Annotated in this window: 16 protein-coding genes; 4 read left to right on the forward strand and 12 right to left on the reverse strand. The window is 62.8% G+C overall.

Going from position 1 to position 18,267, the window contains the following annotated elements; translation table 11 throughout:
* The first annotated feature begins 65 nt into the window (after positions 1-65).
* Together LU671_RS08630 and folE2 are read left to right on the forward strand one after the other, a co-directional pair.
* On the forward strand, positions 66-443 hold the full coding sequence (locus LU671_RS08630; RefSeq protein WP_203649300.1) for a glutamine synthetase: 378 nt from the start codon (positions 66-68) through the stop codon (positions 441-443).
* Between the two features lie 24 nt (positions 444-467).
* Entirely contained in the window at positions 468-1,349 is an 882-nt protein-coding gene (folE2, locus tag LU671_RS08635) for a GTP cyclohydrolase FolE2 (protein ID WP_232855422.1), read from the forward strand.
* A gap of 4 nt (positions 1,350-1,353) precedes the next feature.
* Here folE2 and LU671_RS08640 read toward each other — a convergent pair whose 3' ends face one another.
* Positions 1,354-1,881 (reverse strand): DUF3617 domain-containing protein, encoded by a 528-nt coding sequence (locus tag LU671_RS08640; RefSeq protein WP_050707585.1) that lies wholly within the window; start codon positions 1,879-1,881, stop codon positions 1,354-1,356.
* A 129-nt stretch (positions 1,882-2,010) separates the two neighbouring features.
* Here LU671_RS08640 and cls point away from each other — a divergent pair, with 129 nt between their 5' ends.
* Positions 2,011-3,450 (forward strand): cardiolipin synthase, encoded by a 1,440-nt coding sequence (gene cls / locus LU671_RS08645; protein ID WP_232855423.1) that lies wholly within the window; start codon positions 2,011-2,013, stop codon positions 3,448-3,450.
* Positions 3,451-3,485: 35 nt separating this feature from the next.
* Here cls and cfaB read toward each other — a convergent pair whose 3' ends face one another.
* Positions 3,486-4,670: a C17 cyclopropane fatty acid synthase CfaB gene (gene cfaB / locus LU671_RS08650; protein ID WP_232855424.1), complete on the reverse strand. Its 1,185-nt coding sequence runs from the start codon at positions 4,668-4,670 to the stop codon at positions 3,486-3,488.
* A gap of 216 nt (positions 4,671-4,886) precedes the next feature.
* Here cfaB and lpdA point away from each other — a divergent pair, with 216 nt between their 5' ends.
* Positions 4,887-6,287 carry a dihydrolipoyl dehydrogenase gene (gene lpdA, locus LU671_RS08655; protein ID WP_232855425.1) on the forward strand — a complete coding sequence of 467 codons (1,401 nt, stop codon included), beginning with the start codon at positions 4,887-4,889 and terminating at the stop codon, positions 6,285-6,287.
* A 155-nt stretch (positions 6,288-6,442) separates the two neighbouring features.
* On the opposite strand, the gene hcnC is transcribed toward lpdA, so the two are convergent.
* From hcnC to atpA, 10 genes are all read right to left on the reverse strand, one after another.
* Positions 6,443-7,693 carry a cyanide-forming glycine dehydrogenase subunit HcnC gene (gene hcnC / locus LU671_RS08660; protein ID WP_096049068.1) on the reverse strand — a complete coding sequence of 417 codons (1,251 nt, stop codon included), beginning with the start codon at positions 7,691-7,693 and terminating at the stop codon, positions 6,443-6,445.
* A gap of 2 nt (positions 7,694-7,695) precedes the next feature.
* On the reverse strand, positions 7,696-9,090 hold the full coding sequence (gene hcnB, locus LU671_RS08665) for a cyanide-forming glycine dehydrogenase subunit HcnB (protein ID WP_186712253.1): 1,395 nt from the start codon (positions 9,088-9,090) through the stop codon (positions 7,696-7,698).
* Positions 9,087-9,401, reverse strand: a complete 315-nt coding sequence (hcnA, locus tag LU671_RS08670; protein WP_050707591.1) for a cyanide-forming glycine dehydrogenase subunit HcnA — start codon at positions 9,399-9,401, stop codon at positions 9,087-9,089. Before hcnA ends, hcnB begins: the two co-directional genes overlap by 4 nt.
* Positions 9,402-9,621: 220 nt before the next feature.
* Entirely contained in the window at positions 9,622-11,457 is a 1,836-nt protein-coding gene (gene glmS / locus LU671_RS08675) for a glutamine--fructose-6-phosphate transaminase (isomerizing) (RefSeq protein WP_232855426.1), read from the reverse strand.
* A 12-nt stretch (positions 11,458-11,469) separates the two neighbouring features.
* Positions 11,470-12,237, reverse strand: coding sequence for a DeoR/GlpR family DNA-binding transcription regulator (locus LU671_RS08680; RefSeq protein ID WP_232855427.1), 768 nt, complete (start codon positions 12,235-12,237; stop codon positions 11,470-11,472).
* A gap of 216 nt (positions 12,238-12,453) precedes the next feature.
* The gene (glmU, locus tag LU671_RS08685) at positions 12,454-13,821 is read right to left on the reverse strand and encodes a bifunctional UDP-N-acetylglucosamine diphosphorylase/glucosamine-1-phosphate N-acetyltransferase GlmU (protein WP_232855428.1); all 1,368 of its coding nucleotides are present in this window, start codon (positions 13,819-13,821) and stop codon (positions 12,454-12,456) included.
* Between the two features lie 122 nt (positions 13,822-13,943).
* The gene (locus LU671_RS08690) at positions 13,944-14,363 is read right to left on the reverse strand and encodes a F0F1 ATP synthase subunit epsilon (protein ID WP_011536500.1); all 420 of its coding nucleotides are present in this window, start codon (positions 14,361-14,363) and stop codon (positions 13,944-13,946) included.
* 44 nt (positions 14,364-14,407) lie between these two features.
* On the reverse strand, positions 14,408-15,784 hold the full coding sequence (atpD, locus tag LU671_RS08695; RefSeq protein WP_028690019.1) for a F0F1 ATP synthase subunit beta: 1,377 nt from the start codon (positions 15,782-15,784) through the stop codon (positions 14,408-14,410).
* 27 nt (positions 15,785-15,811) lie between these two features.
* Complete coding sequence (gene atpG, locus LU671_RS08700) at positions 15,812-16,672, reverse strand: F0F1 ATP synthase subunit gamma (protein WP_028690020.1); 861 nt, start codon at positions 16,670-16,672, stop codon at positions 15,812-15,814.
* Positions 16,673-16,720: 48 nt separating this feature from the next.
* Positions 16,721-18,265, reverse strand: a complete 1,545-nt coding sequence (gene atpA / locus LU671_RS08705; protein ID WP_050707597.1) for a F0F1 ATP synthase subunit alpha — start codon at positions 18,263-18,265, stop codon at positions 16,721-16,723.
* Positions 18,266-18,267: the final 2 nt, after the last annotated feature.

An 18,267-nucleotide genomic window follows, 5' to 3' on the forward strand; every position in this document is an offset into this window, starting at 1 on the left:
ATGTTATATTATAACAATACAATTTCGCCAAGCCGTGTCGACCGAACGGTTGTCTGGAGAGCGTCATGAAATCATCCGGCCTCGCTGCCTTGCTGCTGCTCGCAACACCCACGCAGCTCTTCGCCATGCCTCACACCGACCTCGCTCTGTGCACCCGCAGCGCGACCTTGCTCGCCTGCCAGGATGGCCAAGGCAACTACTACAGCGTTCGTACCGAAGGCAGCACCTTCTACCTGCGTGGCTACGAAGTGGCAGGCAAACGCCTGTGGGCTCAGACCAACAGCCGCTACGGCACGCTGACCTTCTTCACCGGGCTGGCCAGCGACGGTGAAGCCTGGGTGGGTTACAGCCGCCGCATCGGCTGGACCACCCTCAACCGTGTCTCCAGCTCCAGTGGTCAACGCTTCAACCTGCACTGCAGCCTTGTCGGCGGTTGCCGTTGACTGCCATCACTTCAGGATCCTTTCATGTCTAGCCTCGCCCTTCCCGACATCGCCGCACAGAGCAGCCAGCAGGCACTTCCGCTGGACTGGGTCGGCATGTACGGTATCGCCCTGCCACTGCTGGTCGACGGACGCAGCCTCGGCGCACACGCCGATGCCGGCGTGAGCCTGGATGACGGCGCAGCCCGGGGCATCCATATGTCACGGCTGTACCTGGCGCTGGAAGCGCTGGAACAGCGAGCGTTGAGCCCGCAGCTGATTCGCCGGACGCTCGAGCATTTTCTCGCCAGCCACGAAGGCCTTTCGAACACCGCCTACCTGCGCCTGGCATTCGATCACCTGTTAAAGCGCCCAGCGCTGGTCAGCCCGCTGGCAGGCTGGAAACGTTACCCGGTGAATATCGAAGCTCGGCTAAAAGATGAAATGTTCCACGTGGAACTATCGGTGCACATTCCCTATTCCTCGACCTGCCCGTGCTCGGCGGCGCTGGCCAGGCAGCTGATCCAGACGCAGTTCGACCGGGACTTCGCTGGCCAGTCGTTGGAGCGGGAACGTGTTCGCCAGTGGCTTGGCAGCAGCGACGGCATCGTTGCGACACCCCACAGCCAGAGGAGCTTGGCCAAGCTGCAAGTCCGCCTGGACGGCGACGAGTTCAGACTGACCGAGTTGATCGAGACTGCGGAGGCAGCTTTGGGCACGGCCGTACAGACGGCAGTAAAGCGCGCCGATGAGCAGGCCTTTGCCCTGGCCAACGGACAGAACCTGATGTTCTGCGAGGATGCCGCCCGCCGCCTGCATGCGGCCTTGCGAACGCTAACGGGCGTGAGCGGCTTCAGCGTGCGCGTGGAACATGCAGAGAGCCTGCATGCCCACGACGCAGTGGCGGTCAGTCGTTATCGCTGGTGACAGATCAGGTACGCGGCTTGACGGTTCCACAGTCATTCCCAAGCCACACCGCCCGGGTGTCCATGCTGCCCTGCTGCTGGACCCCGGAGGCATTGAAGGTGCCGTTGACCTTGGTCAGGAACTCCCGGTCGCTGAGGAAGGTGGCCTGGCCGTTGCCCTGGGCCTTGGGGCAACTGAACTGGAACTTCCAGACATTGCCATTGCGCTCGGTGATCTTCTGCGTGCACCCGGACTGCGGATCCTGCAGCGGAATGTCATTGGTCTTGACCTGCTCCGCAGTCAGGCACGAGCGCACCCCCTTGCCTCCCACCGTGATGCCCTGCTTGGCCAGGGCCCCCTCCATCATCGCCCGTTGCTCGGGCGGCAGGTTCTTCAACTGACCGAGCATGAACTCCATGTCCGGCAACGGCTTGCCATCGACCTGCATGTTGCTGGTGGTCAGTTCCCACAGGCCGGGTTGCAGCATCTGCGCATGAACCAGCGGGCTGCCCAGCCCCAGTACCAGGGCGAGCAGTGGCAGACGAATCTTCATGGATGAAAGCTCCTCGAAATACCGGCTCCGGCCGGACTGAGCCGTTAGACGTCAAAATCGCCTTTGTGTTGCAGGCATACCCTCGAACGTGGTCTGTTAGCAGCAGTGCTCTCGGCAAGCAGGATGCGTATGGATTTCCACAGCCCCTACTTCTTCGGTTACTTGCTCGGCCTGATTCATCTGCTCGGTCTCATCGCCGCGTTGCATGCGGTGTTCACCGTGCGCACCGCCCAGGGTGCGATCGCCTGGGCCATGTCGCTGCTGTTCATCCCCTACCTCACCCTCATCCCCTACCTGGTGTTCGGCGCCCGTTCCTTCTACGCCTACATCCAGGCCCGACGCCAGGCCAACCAGGAGATGCACGTGGCCATGGCCAACCTGAACTGGCGGCCCTGGGTGGAGGAAGCGTTGACCGCCCGCGAGTCCGACAGCTACGCCGCCCTGCGCGCCATGCCCAAGCTGGGGCGCATGCCGTGCCTGGCCAACAACGAGGTGAAGCTGCTGATCGATGGCGCCGCCACCTTCGAGGCGATCTTCTCGGCCATCCGCACCGCGCGCGACACCGTGCTGGTGCAGTTCTTCATCATCCATGACGACGCCCTCGGCCGGGAGTTGCAGCAACTGCTGCTGCGCAAGGCCGCCGAGGGGGTGCGGGTGTTCGTGCTGTACGACCGCGTCGGCAGCCATGCCCTGCCAACCAGCTACAGCCAGGTGCTGCGCGACGGCGGCGTACAGATCGAAGCGTTCGCCACCCGGCGCGGCTGGTTCAACCGCTTCCAGGTCAACTTTCGCAACCATCGCAAGATCGTCGTGGTCGATGGCCTGCTCGGGTTTCTCGGCGGCCATAACGTAGGGGACGAGTACCTCGGGGCGCACCCCAAGCTGTCACCCTGGCGCGACACCCATGTGCAGATCGGCGGTCCGGTGCTGGCCTGCCTGCAGGAGTCCTTCGCCGAGGATTGGTACTGGGCCACGCGCCAGCTGCCGCCGCTGATCCTGCCCGACGTCTACCCGGAGAACGGCGTGCTGTGCCAGGCCTTGGCCAGCGGCCCGGCCGATCCACAGGAAACCTGTGCGCTGTTCTTCCTCGAGGCGATTCACTCGGCCACCCGACGGGTCTGGATCACCAGTCCCTATTTCATCCCCGACGAAGCCATCTTCGCCGCCCTGCGCCTGGCAGTGCTGCGGGGTGTCGACGTACGCATCCTGATTCCCTCGCGCCCCGATCACCGCATCGTCTACGCCGCCTCCAGCCTGTTCGCCTTCGAGGCGGTGCGCGCCGGGGTGCGCATGTTCCGCTACCTGCCGGGCTTCCTGCACCAGAAGGTGGTGCTGGTTGACGATGAGGTCAGCGCCATCGGCAGCGCCAACCTCGACAACCGCTCGTTCCGGCTGAACTTCGAGATCACCCTGCTCACCGTGGACCGCGCTTTCGCCGACCAGGTCGAACGGATGCTGGAGAATGACTTCGAGCAGGCCCGGGAGATCACCGCGGAGGACAGCCGCGACACCCACCGCCTGCAACAGCTGGGGATGCGTATCGCACGGCTGATTTCACCGATCCTGTAGCCCGGCGAGCCTTGTCGGCACGCCGGGCTAGCCGATCAGCGATAGAGGTCCTCACGGGTCCACGGCAGGTCGTGGTGGCCGTCGGCGTAGGGCTTCACCGCGAGAATCTGGTGCAGGTTGATCCAGCCCTTGGTGAAGGCGTAGGCGCAACCGGCCAGGTACAGGCGCCAGATACGCAAGGTCTTCTCCGGCACCAGCGCGGCGGCGCGGTGCAGCTGGTTCTCCAGGTTCTCGCTCCAGTGGTTGAGGGTCTTGGCGTAATGCAGGCGCAGGCTCTCGATATCGACCACCTCCAGGCCCGCCTCGCAGATCCGCGCCGTGATCATCGAGATATGCGGCAGCTCGCCGTGGGGGAACACATAACGGTCGATGAAGTCCCCCGCGCCACGGCCAACCGGACGACCATCGACGTGCTTGGCGGTGATGCCATGGTTCATCACCAGGCCACCTTCACGCACCGCGCCGAACAGCCGCTGGCAATACAGCTCGAGGTTGGCATGCCCGACGTGTTCGAACATGCCGACGCTGACCGCCTTGTCGAAGCGACCATCCTGGGGCAGGTCGCGGTAGTCGAGGATCCGCAGGTCGACCTTGTCGGCCAGGCCCTCCTCCTTGACCCGTTGGCGACCGAGCTTCAGCTGCTCCTTGCTCAGGGTGATGCCAAACACCTTGGCGCCGTACTCGCGGGCGGCGAATCGCGCCAGCCCGCCCCAACCGCAACCGACATCCAGCAGGTAGTCGCCGGCCTGCAGGCGCAGCTTGCGGCACAGGTGGTCGAACTTGTCCTGCTGGGCCTGGGCCAGGGTGTTATCCGGCTCCTTGAAGTAGGCGCAGGAGTAGACCATGTCCGGGTCGAGCCACAGTTGGTAGAAATCGTTGGACAGGTCGTAATGGTAGGAAATGGCTTCGGCATCGGTGCGCTTGTCATGGGACGTGCGCTCCGGCAAGAACTCGTCTTCATCCTTGAGCAAGGCTTCGCTGAGCTCGTCGCAGACCCGGATGACTTCGCCGATATCGCCTTCCAGCTCCAGCTTGCCCTCGACAAAGGCGGAGCCAAGCGCCTCCAGGTTCGGATGGGTGAGCTGGGCGATCAGCTGGGGTTCCTTGACCAGGATGGTGACCTGCGGGCTCGGCCCCAGATCGAACTGGTTGCCGTCCCACAACTTGACGCGCAAAGGTAAGTGCAGGCTCTGCAATGCGGGTGGAAGTTGCGCAAGCATTCATGACCCTCCCTTTCATTGATACGGGACGCCAAGCCTCAAGCTGTCGGACGTCACCGGATCAGGGTAGTTCATTCGTGCGAAGTTTCCGTTAATCGCGACCATAGTCTAGAACTATCTGGTCCGGGCCGCACAACAGATTGTATACAATTTGCATATCTCAGACTAACCTTGTGCCCCTCTTCGCTTCCTCACACTCTCGGAGTAACGAAACCCATGAAATCCTATGACGTGGTGATCATTGGCGGCGGCCCCGGCGGCTACAACGCAGCGATCCGCGCCGGCCAGCTGGGCCTGAGCGTGGCCTGTGTCGAGGGTCGCCCGACCCTGGGCGGCACCTGCCTGAACGTCGGCTGCATGCCTTCCAAGGCGCTGCTTCACGCGTCCGAGCTGTACGAGGCGGCCAGCGGCGAGGAGTTCGCCCACCTGGGGATCGAGGTCAAGCCGACCCTCAACCTGGGCCAGATGATGAAGCAGAAAGACGAAAGCGTGACCGGCCTGACCAAGGGCATCGAGTACCTCTTTCGCAAGAACAAGGTCGACTGGGTCAAGGGCTGGGGCCGCCTGGACGGCGCCGGCAAGGTGGTGGTCAAAGCCGAGGACGGCAGTGAAGCCACCCTGCAGGCCAAGGACATCATCATCGCCACCGGTTCCGAACCCACGCCGCTGCCCGGCGTGACCATCGACAACCAGCGCATCATCGATTCCACCGGCGCCCTGTCGCTGCCCCAGGTACCCAAGCACCTGATCGTGATCGGCGCCGGAGTGATCGGCCTGGAGCTGGGTTCGGTGTGGCGCCGCCTGGGTGCCGAAGTGACGGTGATCGAATACCTGGACCGCATCTGCCCGGGCACCGATGAGGAAACCGCCAAGACCCTGCAGAAGGCCCTGGCCAAGCAAGGCATGACCTTCAAGCTCGGCAGCAAGGTGACCCAGGCCACATCCAGCGCCGACGGCGTCAGCCTGACCCTGGAGCCCGCCGCCGGTGGCAACGCCGAAACCCTGCAGGCCGACTACGTGCTGGTGGCCATCGGTCGCCGTCCTTATACCAAGGGCCTTAACCTGGAAAGCGTGGGGCTGGAAACCGACAAGCGCGGCATGCTCGCCAACGACCATCACCGCAGCACGGTCCCGGGCATCTGGGTGATCGGCGACGTCACCTCCGGCCCGATGCTGGCGCACAAGGCCGAGGACGAAGCGGTGGCGTGCATCGAGCGCATCGCCGGCAAGCCCCACGAGGTCAACTACAACCTGATCCCCGGCGTCATCTATACCCGCCCGGAATTGGCCAGTGTCGGCAAGACCGAGGAGCAGCTCAAGGCCGAAGGCCGTGCCTACAAGGTCGGCAAGTTCCCCTTCACCGCCAACAGCCGGGCCAAGATCAACCATGAGACCGAAGGCTTCGCCAAGGTTATCGCCGACGCCGTCACCGACGAGGTGCTGGGCGTGCATCTGGTTGGCCCGAGCGTGAGCGAGATGATCGGCGAGTTCTGCGTGGCCATGGAATTCTCGGCCTCGGCCGAGGACATCGCCCTCACCTGCCACCCACACCCGACCCGCTCCGAGGCCCTGCGCCAGGCGGCGATGAATGTGGATGGGAAAGCGATGCAGATCTGACGCAAAGCCTTGCGTTAAACCGTGTGGGAGCGGCTTTAGCCGCGAAGCAAGCGACTCGGTGGATGGCACCGGCTTCGCCGGTGTTCGCGGCTAAAGCCGCTCCCACAGGTACTACGCCAACCTGTAGGAGCGGCCTTGCCCCACGAGTGCTCGACCTAGCCGTGGGCCAGTTGTTTATCCACACCCTCACGGAAGCGCGACGCCAGGAATGGCGTGATATCCAGCGGTAACGCCTCGTTGTGGACAACCTTGTCCAGCAACACACCGGTAATCGCCGACGTGAGGATTCCTGTACGGAAATGTCCACAGGCATTGAAATAGCCCTGCACATTATCCACAGGCCCGAGAATCGGCAGCTCGTCCGGTGACCCCGGGCGCAGGCCGGCCCAGGTGCGCTTGAGGTTCACCTGCGCCAGCTGCGGTACGCAACGAATCGCACCCTGCACCAGGCCGCTGATTTCCGGGAAAGTGTTGCTGACATCGAAGCCCTTCTCTTCCGTGGTACTGCCGATCAGGATCTCGCCATTGTCCTTCTGCGCCATGTAGCAATCGCTGGTGGTGATGCAACCATCGAGCAGCTTGGGCAGGCGTTCGGTCAGCACGATCTGGCCCTTCACCGGCTTGACCGGAATGCTCTCCCCGGTCGCCCATTCGCTCAGCTCGGCGGCCCAGGCGCCAGCGGCATTGATCAAGGTGGCGCAATGGAACTCGCCGGCCTCGGCGGTGCGCACGCCCTTGATCCGCGAGCCTTCATGCAGCACGCCGGTGATGTTCACGTTCGGGTACAAATCGACGCCGTTCTGCCGCGCCGCCTCCATGTAGGCATCGCCCAGGCGGAACGGGCTGACCTGATGGTCGCAGAGAAACTCCAGCGCGCCATTGGCCTTGAGCGTCACCGCCGGCTCCGAGGCCCGCAGCGCGTCGCGGTCGAGCCAGCGTACCTGGTCGGCCAGGTGCGGGATCTGTTTGACGATGTGTTCGGCGTACAGTTGGTCTTCTTCATCCTGGATGATGTACTTGAGCCCGGTGCGTTCGAACTTGAAGTCCATTCCGTGGCGCTCGATCAGCTCCTGGTGCAGCTGTGGATAAAGCGCGTTGGACTGCAGGGCGAAGTCAAAGAAGCACTCCGGCAGGATGTGCGGCGTGCTCGAGTCAACCACCACCGCCGCGCCGTTGGCCTCACGCTTGTTGCGCGAGGACATCATGCGAAAGAAGATCACCCCGCAGCCCAGTCCCACCGACTCGCCGATGGCCCACAGGCCGCCGGCCGAGGCACGGGTGGCGTTGCCCGGGCGCTTGCAGTCGATCAGGGCGATCTTCAGGTTGTGCCGCTTGGACAGCTGGTAGGCACAGGACGCGCCGATCACGCCGCCACCGGCAATGATGATGTCGTAATGCTTGTTCATGCTCAGGCCTCCGTGCCGAGTTGTTCGAATGCGGAAAACGGGATCGGGTCCACCGGGAAGCGCGGGCGCAGCCAGCCCACGTCCGGACGTCCAGTGGCGCTGCGCAAGCGGTCGCTGCAGTAGCCGACGCACATGCGCCCCTGGCAGTCGCCCATGCTTACCCGGGTACGCATCTTCAGGCTGGCCATGTCCTCCACGCCCTGCTCCAGGGCCAGGTCGATCTGATCGCGAGTGACGTTTTCGCAACGGCAGATCACCGTGTCGGCCTGAGGCAGCTGGATCTGCGCCGCGCCGCGCGCGGTGTAGCGTTCCACCCCAGAGCGGAAGCGCTTGATCGCCGCCAGCTTGCCGAGGAAACGCTCACGGCGCTCGATCGCCTGCTCGGCATCGAGCTTGCCCATCTGCTGCAGCATCGACACCGCGGCGATACGCCCGGTGAGCATCGCTGCCTCACCACCACGAATACCGGCCATGTCGCCGGCCAGGTGAATGTTCGGCTGGCTGCTCTGCTGCCACACGTTGCACTCGGCGCGCAGGTAGCCGTCCTCGCTGAAACCATGGGCCAGGCCCAGTTGCTGGCTGAGCTGGGTCCGCGGAATGAAGCCGTAGCCTACCGCCAGGGTGCGCACCTGCTCGCGCTGGATGCGGGTCATGTCCGGCTGCCAGTCCTGGGTGTAAGGCGCGACCTGGACCTCCTGCAACTCGCCGTCACCCGTGGCGCCCACCACGCCCCAGCCATAATGCATGGGGATGCCGTTGAGCTTCATGTAGGCCAGCATGCTCAGGCCATCGAGGAACAGCTGCGGCTTGTTCATCAACGCCAGGCTTTCCTTGGCGATACGGTTGAACGAGCAGGCTTCGTACACGCCGGCTACCTTGGCGCCGGCGGCGTGCAGCTGGCAGGCGACCAGCGGCAGCAACGGCCCGGTACCGGCAATCAGCGTGCTGCCCAGTGGCTTGACCACGCCGCTCTTGATCTGTAGCTGCAAGCCGCCGAGCAGGATCACACCGGGCAAGGTCCAGCCGGGGAACGGCACGTTGCGCTCGTGGCATCCGGCGGCCAGCAGCAGGTGCGAGTAGTCGATCTCGTGCAGCTGTTCATCAGCATCGAGGACCATCAGCCGTTGATCGTCCCCACCCACCACGCGATGGTTCAGGCGCAGGTCGATGCGCTCGGCGCAGGCGGCGAAATCTTCATGCAGCTTGGTCAGGGCCTTGGTGTAGCGCGGCCCCAGGTAGCCCAGGTCGACACCCGCGCGCAGCGGGCCCCGATAGACCACGCCACCAGGGCGCGAGGCCTCGTCGAACAGCAGGCAATCCACGCCATGTTCAGCCAGCTCGATGGCGGCGCCCATGCCGGCCGAACCGCCACCGACGATCACGGGACGAAGGCTCATGGATGGGCCTCCTCTTGCACGCGATTGACCTCAGTCTCGATGCTCATGCCTGGCTTGACGATGGTCTGGCAGGCGCGACGCTTGGGACGACCATCGATCTGCACCAGGCAGCAATGGCAGACGCCCATGCCGCAGTAGGCACCGCTGAGCTGGCCATGATCGTTGCGTGCCAGCTGGCGCAGGCCAACGGCGTTGAGCACGCTGAGTACGGTTTCGCCGGCACTGGCGACTGCAGGCAGGCCATTGACCAGCAAGGTCATTTCAGCGCCTTCCAGTGGCTGGATATCGTGCTTTCGTTGCAGCGTCTGCATTTACTGTCGTCCTTGATGACTGATGGGTCGGGCGACGTTAGGGCAAACAACGAGGGAAAACATTGATCCATGCCAGAGGCACGTTTAAGAAATGTCCTACAGCGACGGACGTACAATCGCGTAGGACGAGAGCGCTACAAATCCATTGTCGGACACTCAGAAAAAAAAAGCCCCTGGCGGACCAGGGGCGTTCGGTAGCCTTGCTTCGACAGCCGTGGGGTTACTCCACGGTCACCGACTTGGCCAGGTTACGCGGCTGGTCGACGTCGGTGCCCTTGAGCACGGCGACGTAGTACGACAGCAGTTGCAGCGGAATGGTGTAGAGGATCGGCGCCAGCGCATCGTTGATGTGCGGCACGTTGATCACATGGGTGCCCTCGCCGTTGCTCATGCCGGCCTGCTCGTCGGCGAACACCACCAGCTCGCCGCCACGGGCGCGGACTTCCTGCAGGTTCGACTTGAGCTTCTCCAGCAGTTCGTTGTTCGGCGCCACGGTCACCACTGGCATGTCGCTGTCCACCAGCGCCAGCGGGCCATGCTTGAGCTCGCCGGCCGGGTAGGCTTCGGCGTGGATGTAGGAGATCTCCTTGAGCTTGAGCGCGCCTTCCATCGCCACCGGGTACTGGGCACCGCGGCCGAGGAACAGGGTGTGGTGCTTGTCGGCGAACAGCTCGGCGATCTTCTCGACCACGCCATCCATCGCCAGCGCTTCGCTCAGGCGGGCCGGCAGGCGACGCAGCTCGTCCACCAGCTCGGCTTCGACACCGGCTTCGAGGGTGCCGCGCACCTGGCCGAGGGCCAGGGTCAGCAGCATCAGTGATACCAGCTGGGTGGTGAAGGCCTTGGTCGAGGCGACGCCGATCTCCGGCCCGGCCAGGGTCAGCAGGGTCAGGTCGGATTCACGCACCAGCGAGCTGATGCCCTTGTTGCAGATCGCCAGGCTGCCGAGGAAGCCCAGCTCCTTGGCGTTGCGCAGGGCCGCCAAGGTGTCGGCGGTTTCGCCGGACTGCGAAATGGAGACGAACAGGGTGTCCGGCTGCACCACCACCTTGCGGTAGCGGAACTCGCTGGCCACTTCCACCTGGCAAGGGATGCCAGCCAGGCTTTCCAGCCAGTAACGGGCGACCATGCCGGCGTGATAGCTGGTGCCGCAGGCGACGATCTGCACGTTGCGGACCTTGGCGAACAGCTCGGCGGCCTGTGGGCCGAAGGCCTGGACCATCACGTGGTCCTTGCCCAGGCGCCCTTCCAGGGTGCGCTGCACCACGGTGGGCTGCTCGTGGATTTCCTTGAGCATGAAGTGGCGGTAGTTGCCCTTCTCGGCCGCTTCGGCGCCTTCGTGGTACTGCACCGTCTCGCGCTGGACCGGATGGCCGGCCTGATCCCAGATCTGCACCTGGTCACGGCGGATCTCGGCGATGTCGCCTTCCTCCAGGTACATGAAGCGGTCGGTGACCTGACGCAAGGCCAATTGGTCGGAGGCCAGGAAGTTCTCGCCGAGGCCAAGGCCGATCACCAGCGGGCTGCCGCTGCGGGCGGCGACCAGGCGGTCCGGCTGGCTGGCGCTGATCACTGCCAGGCCATAGGCGCCGTGCAGGCGCTTGACCGCGGCCTTGAGCGCGTCGGTCAGGTCGGGAATGTCCTTGAGCAGGTGGTGGATCAGGTGGACGATCACTTCGGTGTCGGTCTGCGAGACGAAGACATAGCCCAGGCCCTTGAGCTCTTCACGCAGCTCTTCGTGGTTCTCGATGATGCCGTTGTGCACCACCGCCACGTCGTGCCCGGAGAAGTGCGGGTGGGCATTGGTCTCGGTCGGCGCGCCATGGGTCGCCCAACGGGTATGGGCGATGCCCAGCTGGCCGGCCAGCGGATCGGCGCTCACGGCGCCTTCCAGCTCGCTGACCTTGCCAATACGGCGACGACGCTCGAGCGCGCCTTGCTGGTTCAGGACGGCCAGGCCGGCGCTGTCATAACCACGGTATTCCAGGCGCTTGAGGCCTTCGATGAGGATGGCTGTGATATTGCGCTCGGCAACGGCACCAACGATTCCACACATAAGATGTTGCTCCTAGCTGATAGCGGCGCAGATAAGGGTGATGCCGCGGGCTTGAATCCGGTCGCGCGCCTCGGCGGGCAGGCGATCATCAGTAATCAGGGTGTTGACGCTGCCCCAGGGCAGCTCGAGGTTGGGGATCTTGCGACCGACCTTGTCCGACTCGACCATGACGATCACCTCGCGCGCCACCTCGGCCATGACCCGACTCAGCCCCAGCAGCTCGTTGAAGGTGGTGGTGCCACGCTCCAGGTCGATGCCGTCGGCACCGATGAACAGCTGGTCGAAGTCGTATGAGCGTAGTACCTGCTCGGCCACCTGGCCCTGGAAGGACTCAGAGTGCGGGTCCCAGGTGCCACCGGTCATCAGCAGCACGGGCTCATGCTCCTGCTCGCTGATGGCGCGGGCCACGTGGAGCGAGTTGGTCATCACCACCAGGCCTGGCTGGCGCCCGAGCTGTGGGATCATCGCTGCCGTGGTGCTGCCGCTGTCGATGATGATGCGTGCATGCTCGCGAATGCGATCGACCGCTGCCCGGGCGATGGCCTGCTTGTAGAGGGACACCGGCTGGACCGTATCGCCCAACAGCTCCTGGGGCATGGTCACCGCGCCACCGTAGCGGCGCAACAGCAGACCGTTGGCCTCCAGGGCGTGGAGATCCTTGCGGATGGTCACTTCGGAAGTTTCGAAACGCTTGGCCAGGGCATCGACGCTCACCTCGCCCTGCTCGCTGAGCAAGGCCAGGATGTTGTGGCGGCGCTGAGGGGTATTTCGTTTCGACATGTCGGCTTTAAGTTTCGATTCGAAAGATAAGTGTTGCAATCAAAACCTAAGATGGACGATTCGTCAAGTTTATCTCTGCTTCGGCACGGTCCCTGTAGGAGCGGCCTTGTGCCGCGATGGGGCGCGCAGCGGCCCCAATGGAATTCACCTTGGCACCCAATAAAAAGCCGGCTTATTCACATAAGCCGGCTTTCGATCAAAAGCGCTGTGGATAACTCAGCTCTTCTTAATCTTCTCCGGCCGCTTCCAGCCTTCGATGTTGCGCTGGCGCGCACGGGCCACGCCCAGCTGCCCGGCTTCAACCGTCTGGGTGATGGTCGAGCCCGCCGCGGTAGTGGCCCCCGCCTGGATTTCCACAGGTGCCACCAGCGAGTTGTTGGAACCGATAAACACGTCCTCGCCCATCACGGTGCGGAACTTGTTGGCGCCGTCGTAGTTGCAGGTGATGGTGCCAGCACCGATATTGGTACGGGCACCGACCTCGGCATCACCCAGGTAGGTCAGGTGACCGGCCTTGGCGCCCTCGCCCAGGTGCGCGTTCTTCAGTTCAACGAAGTTACCCACATGGGCACGAGCTTCCAGGACGCTACCTGGACGCAGACGGGCGAACGGGCCGGCATCGCTGCCCTCGCCCAGCACCGCGCCTTCAAGGTGGCTGTTGGCCTTGACCACCACGCCCTTGCGCAGGGTGCTGTCCTTGATCACGCAGTTGGGGCCGATCTGCACGTCGTCCTCGATCACCACCTTGCCTTCGAGAATGACGTTGATGTCGATCAGCACGTCGCGGCCGACCGTCACCTCGCCACGTACATCGAAGCGCGCCGGATCACGCAGCGTGACGCCCTGGGCCATCAAGCGGCGGCCTTCACGCAGTTGATAGTGACGCTCGAGCTCCGCCAGCTGGCGGCGGTCGTTGGCGCCCTGCACTTCCATCGGGTCGTGGGGCTGCTCAGTGGCGACCACCAGGCCATCGGCCACGGCCATGGCGATCACGTCGGTGAGGTAGTACTCGCCCTGGGCATTGTTGTTGGACAACCGGCCCATCCAGTCGGCCAGGCGTGCGGCAGGCATGGCGAGGATGCCGGTGTTGCCTTCCTTGATTGCCTTCTGCGCTTCGCTGGCATCCTTGTGCTCGACAATCGCGGTCACGTTGCCCGCTGCATCTCGGACAATGCGGCCGTAGCCGGTCGGGTCCTGCAAGGTCACGGTGAGCAGACCGAGCTGCTGCTCGCTGACCTTGGCCAGCAGACGCTGCAGGGTCTCTACCTCGATCAGCGGCACATCGCCGTAGAGCACCAGCACGGTATCGGCGGTGATGGCCGGCAACGCCTGGGCCACGGCATGGCCGGTGCCCAGTTGCTTGTCCTGCATGACGAAGTTCAGATCGTCGGCTGCCAGGCGCTCACGTACCAGCTCGGCGCCATGGCCGATTACCACGTGAATACCTTCGGGCTGCAACTGGCGCGCGCTGTGGATAACGTGGCCAAGCATGGAATTGCCGGCGACCGGGTGCAGTACCTTCGGCAGCGCGGAGCGCATGCGGGTGCCTTGGCCTGCGGCGAGAATGACGATATCGAGGGACATTGACTGGCTACCAATCCTGGGCGGTCAGGGACGTGACCGAAGGGGAAATTCTGAAAAAGAAAAAGGGTAGCCGAGGCTACCCTTTAACTCAATCGCAACGGCGGTAAGCGGCCAAGGCCGGATTACTTGCCTTTGCGCAATTGCTGGACAGTACGCAGCTGAGCTGCAGCCTCGGCCAGACGTGCGGCAGCAGCACCGTAGTCGAAGTCCGAGCTTTTCGCGTTCAGCGCGTTCTCAGCAGCCTTGAGGGCTTCCTGAGCCTGAGCTTCGTCCAGGTCGGCAGCGCGCTGCACGGTGTCGGCAAGAACCTTGACCATGTTCGGCTGCACTTCGAGGAAGCCACCGGAGATGTAGAACACCTCACGATCGCCACCTTGCTTGGTCAGCGTGATCGGACCAGGCTTGAGATTGGTGATCAGCGGCGCGTGGCCCGGAGCGATACCAAGATCACCCAGGTTACCGTGCGCGACTACCATCTCGACCAGGCCGGAGAAGATCTCTCCTTCCGCGCTGACGATATCGCAATGGACTGTCATAGCCATCTGCTTGCCTCAACCTGATTAGCGCCCCTTGCGGGGCGCCGGGATTACAGTTTCTTGGCTTTCTCGATCGCTTCGTCGATGCTGCCGACCATGTAGAACGCTTGTTCTGGCAGGTGGTCGTAGTCACCTTTGAGGATGCCGCTGAAGCCAGCGATGGTGTCCTTGAGCGAAACGTACTTGCCTGGCGAGCCGGTGAAGACTTCGGCCACGAAGAACGGCTGCGACAGGAAGCGCTGGATCTTACGAGCGCGGGCAACCAGTTGCTTGTCGGCTTCGGACAGCTCGTCCATACCCAGGATCGCGATGATGTCCTTCAGCTCTTTGTAACGCTGCAGAACATACTGAACGCCACGAGCGGTCTCGTAGTGCTCGGTGCCGATCACGTTCGGGTCCAGCTGGCGCGAAGTCGAGTCCAGTGGGTCGACCGCTGGGTAGATACCCAGGGAAGCGATGTCACGGGACAGAACGACGGTGGCGTCCAGGTGGGCGAAGGTGGTCGCTGGCGACGGGTCGGTCAGGTCGTCCGCAGGTACGTATACGGCCTGGACGGAGGTGATCGAACCTTCTTTGGTCGAAGTGATACGCTCTTGCAGAACGCCCATCTCTTCGGCCAGGGTCGGCTGGTAACCTACTGCCGAAGGCATACGGCCCAGCAGTGCGGATACTTCGGTACCGGCCAGGGTGTAACGATAGATGTTGTCGACGAACAGCAGAACGTCGTTACCTTCGTCACGGAACTTCTCAGCCATGGTCAGGCCGGTCAGCGCTACGCGCAGACGGTTTCCTGGTGGCTCGTTCATCTGACCGTAGACCAGCGCTACCTTGTCGAGAACGTTGGAGTCCTTCATCTCGTGGTAGAAGTCGTTACCCTCACGAGTACGCTCACCCACACCAGCGAACACGGAGTAACCGCTGTGTTCCATGGCGATGTTACGGATCAGTTCCATCATGTTCACGGTCTTGCCGACGCCGGCACCACCGAACAGACCAACCTTACCACCCTTGGCGAACGGGCAGACCAGGTCGATAACCTTGATGCCGGTTTCCAGCAGGTCGTTGCCGCCCGCCTGGTCGGAGAACGAAGGCGCTGGCTGGTGGATACCGCGACGCTCTTCTTCGCCGATTGGACCGGCTTCGTCGATCGGGTTGCCCAGGACGTCCATGATACGGCCCAGGGTTGCCTTGCCGACAGGTACCGAGATGGCAGCCTTGGTGTCGACGACATCCAGACCGCGCTTCAGACCTTCGGTCGAGCCCATCGCAATGGTACGAACCACGCCGTCGCCCAGCTGCTGCTGAACTTCCAGGGTGGTTTCCGCGCCTTGTACTTTCAGCGCGTTGTAAACACTCGGCACGGCATCACGTGGGAATTCCACGTCGATGACGGCGCCGATGATTTGAACGATACGTCCGCTACTCATAGCTGGATCCTCTGAATTTTTGAACCGTTAAACCGCGGCAGCGCCGCCGACGATTTCCGAGATCTCCTGGGTGATCGCAGCCTGACGCGCCTTGTTGTAGATCAACTGAAGCTCTTTGATCAAATCACCGGCGTTGTCTGTGGCGTTTTTCATGGCGATCATCCGGGCCGCTTGTTCAGCAGCGTTGTTCTCGACCACCGCCTGGTAGACCTGCGACTCCACGTAACGCACCATCAAGCCGTCCAGCAGCTCTTTTGCGTCGGGTTCGTACAGGTAGTCCCAGTGGTGCTTGAGTTCCTGATCCGGGGTTGCCACCAACGGTACCAATTGCTCGACCGTCGGTTTTTGGGTCATGGTGTTGATGAACTTGTTCGAAACCACCGAGAGGCGATCGATGCGGCCGTCCAGGTAGGCGTCCAGCATCACCTTGACGGAGCCGATCAGATCATTGATCGAAGGCTCTTCGCCCAGATGGCTGATCGCGGCTACGACGTTACCGCCAAAGATGCGGAAGAAAGTCGCACCCTTGCTGCCGATCACGCACAGGTCGATTTCAACGCCCTGTTCGCGGTTTTCGTTCATGTCCTTGACCAGGGCCTTGAACAGGTTGGTGTTCAAGCCACCGCACAGACCACGGTCACTGCTCACCACGATATAACCAGCGCGCTTTACAGGGCGCTCGATCATGAACGGGTGGCGGTATTCCGGGTTGGCGTTGGCCAGATGACCGATCACCTGGCGGATACGCTCCGCGTAAGGACGGCTAGCAGCCATGCGCATTTGTGCCTTGCGCATCTTGCTGACCGCCACTTTCTCCATGGCGCTGGTAATTTTTTGCGTGCTTTTGATGCTCGCAATCTTACTGCGAATCTCTTTTGCGCCTGCCATGTATCACCTATCAGGTTAGCAAGCGGGGGCCGGAGCCCCCGCTGCGGCTTACCAGGTCTGGGTGGCCTTGAACTTCTCGATGCCGGCTTTCATGCCAGCGTCGATTTCGTCGTTGAAGTCACCCTTCACGTTGATCTTCGCCATCAGTTCGGCGTGATCACGGTTGAAGTAGGCGATCAGAGCTTGTTCGAAGCTACCGACCTTGGCGACTTCTACGTCGGTCAGGAAACCACGCTCAGCGGCGTACAGCGACAGGGCCATGTCGGCGATCGACATTGGCGCGTACTGCTTCTGCTTCATCAGCTCGGTAACGCGCTGACCATGCTCCAGCTGCTTGCGGGTAGCCTCGTCCAGGTCCGAAGCGAACTGGGCGAATGCCGCCAGTTCACGGTACTGGGCCAGGGCGGTACGGATACCACCGGACAGCTTCTTGATGATCTTGGTCTGGGCGGCACCACCAACACGGGATACCGACACACCGGCGTTAACGGCAGGACGGATGCCTGCGTTGAACATGGCCGATTCCAGGAAGATCTGACCGTCGGTGATCGAGATCACGTTGGTCGGAACGAACGCGGAAACGTCGCCAGCCTGGGTTTCGATGATCGGCAGAGCGGTCAGCGAGCCAGTCTTGCCGGTTACGGCACCGTTGGTGAACTTCTCGACATACTCTTCGGAAACGCGCGATGCACGCTCCAGCAGACGGGAGTGGAGATAGAACACGTCGCCTGGGTACGCTTCACGTCCTGGTGGACGGCGCAGCAGCAGGGAGATCTGACGGTAGGCAACGGCCTGCTTGGACAGGTCATCGTAAACGATCAGGGCGTCTTCACCGCGGTCACGGAAGAACTCGCCCATGGTGCAGCCGGCGTACGGGGCCAGGAACTGCAGTGCGGCGGATTCCGAGGCGCTGGCAACGACCACGATGGTGTTGGCCAGGGCGCCAGCTTCTTCCAGCTTGCGAACGATGTTGGCAACGGTGGAACGCTTCTGGCCGACTGCAACATAAACACAGAAAATACCGGAGTCTTTCTGGTTGATGATGGCGTCGATGGCCATGGCGGTCTTGCCGATCTGACGGTCACCGATGATCAGCTCGCGCTGGCCACGGCCGACAGGGATCATGGCGTCGACGGACTTGTAGCCAGTCTGTACAGGCTGGTCTACCGACTTACGCCAGATCACGCCTGGAGCTACTTTCTCGACCGCGTCGGTCTGGGTGTTGCCCAGAGGACCTTTGCCGTCGATCGGGTTACCCAGTGCGTCGACGACGCGACCCAGCAGTTCCTTACCAACCGGAACTTCCAGGATACGGCCGGTGCACTTGGCGCTCATGCCTTCGGCGAGGGTGTCATAGGCACCCAGGATCACTGCACCTACGGAGTCTTGCTCCAGGTTCAGGGCCATGCCGAATACGCTGCCAGGGAACTCGATCATTTCGCCGTACATGACGTCGGCCAGACCGTGGATCCGCACGATGCCGTCGGAAACCGAAACGACGGTACCTTCGTTACGGGCTTGGGAGCCGACATCGAGGTTGTCGATGCGGCCCTTGATGATTTCACTAATTTCGGAAGGATTGAGTTGCTGCATTG

Source organism: Pseudomonas sp. NMI760_13 (assembly GCF_021283245.1).
Taxonomy (GTDB): domain Bacteria; phylum Pseudomonadota; class Gammaproteobacteria; order Pseudomonadales; family Pseudomonadaceae; genus Aquipseudomonas; species Aquipseudomonas peradeniyensis.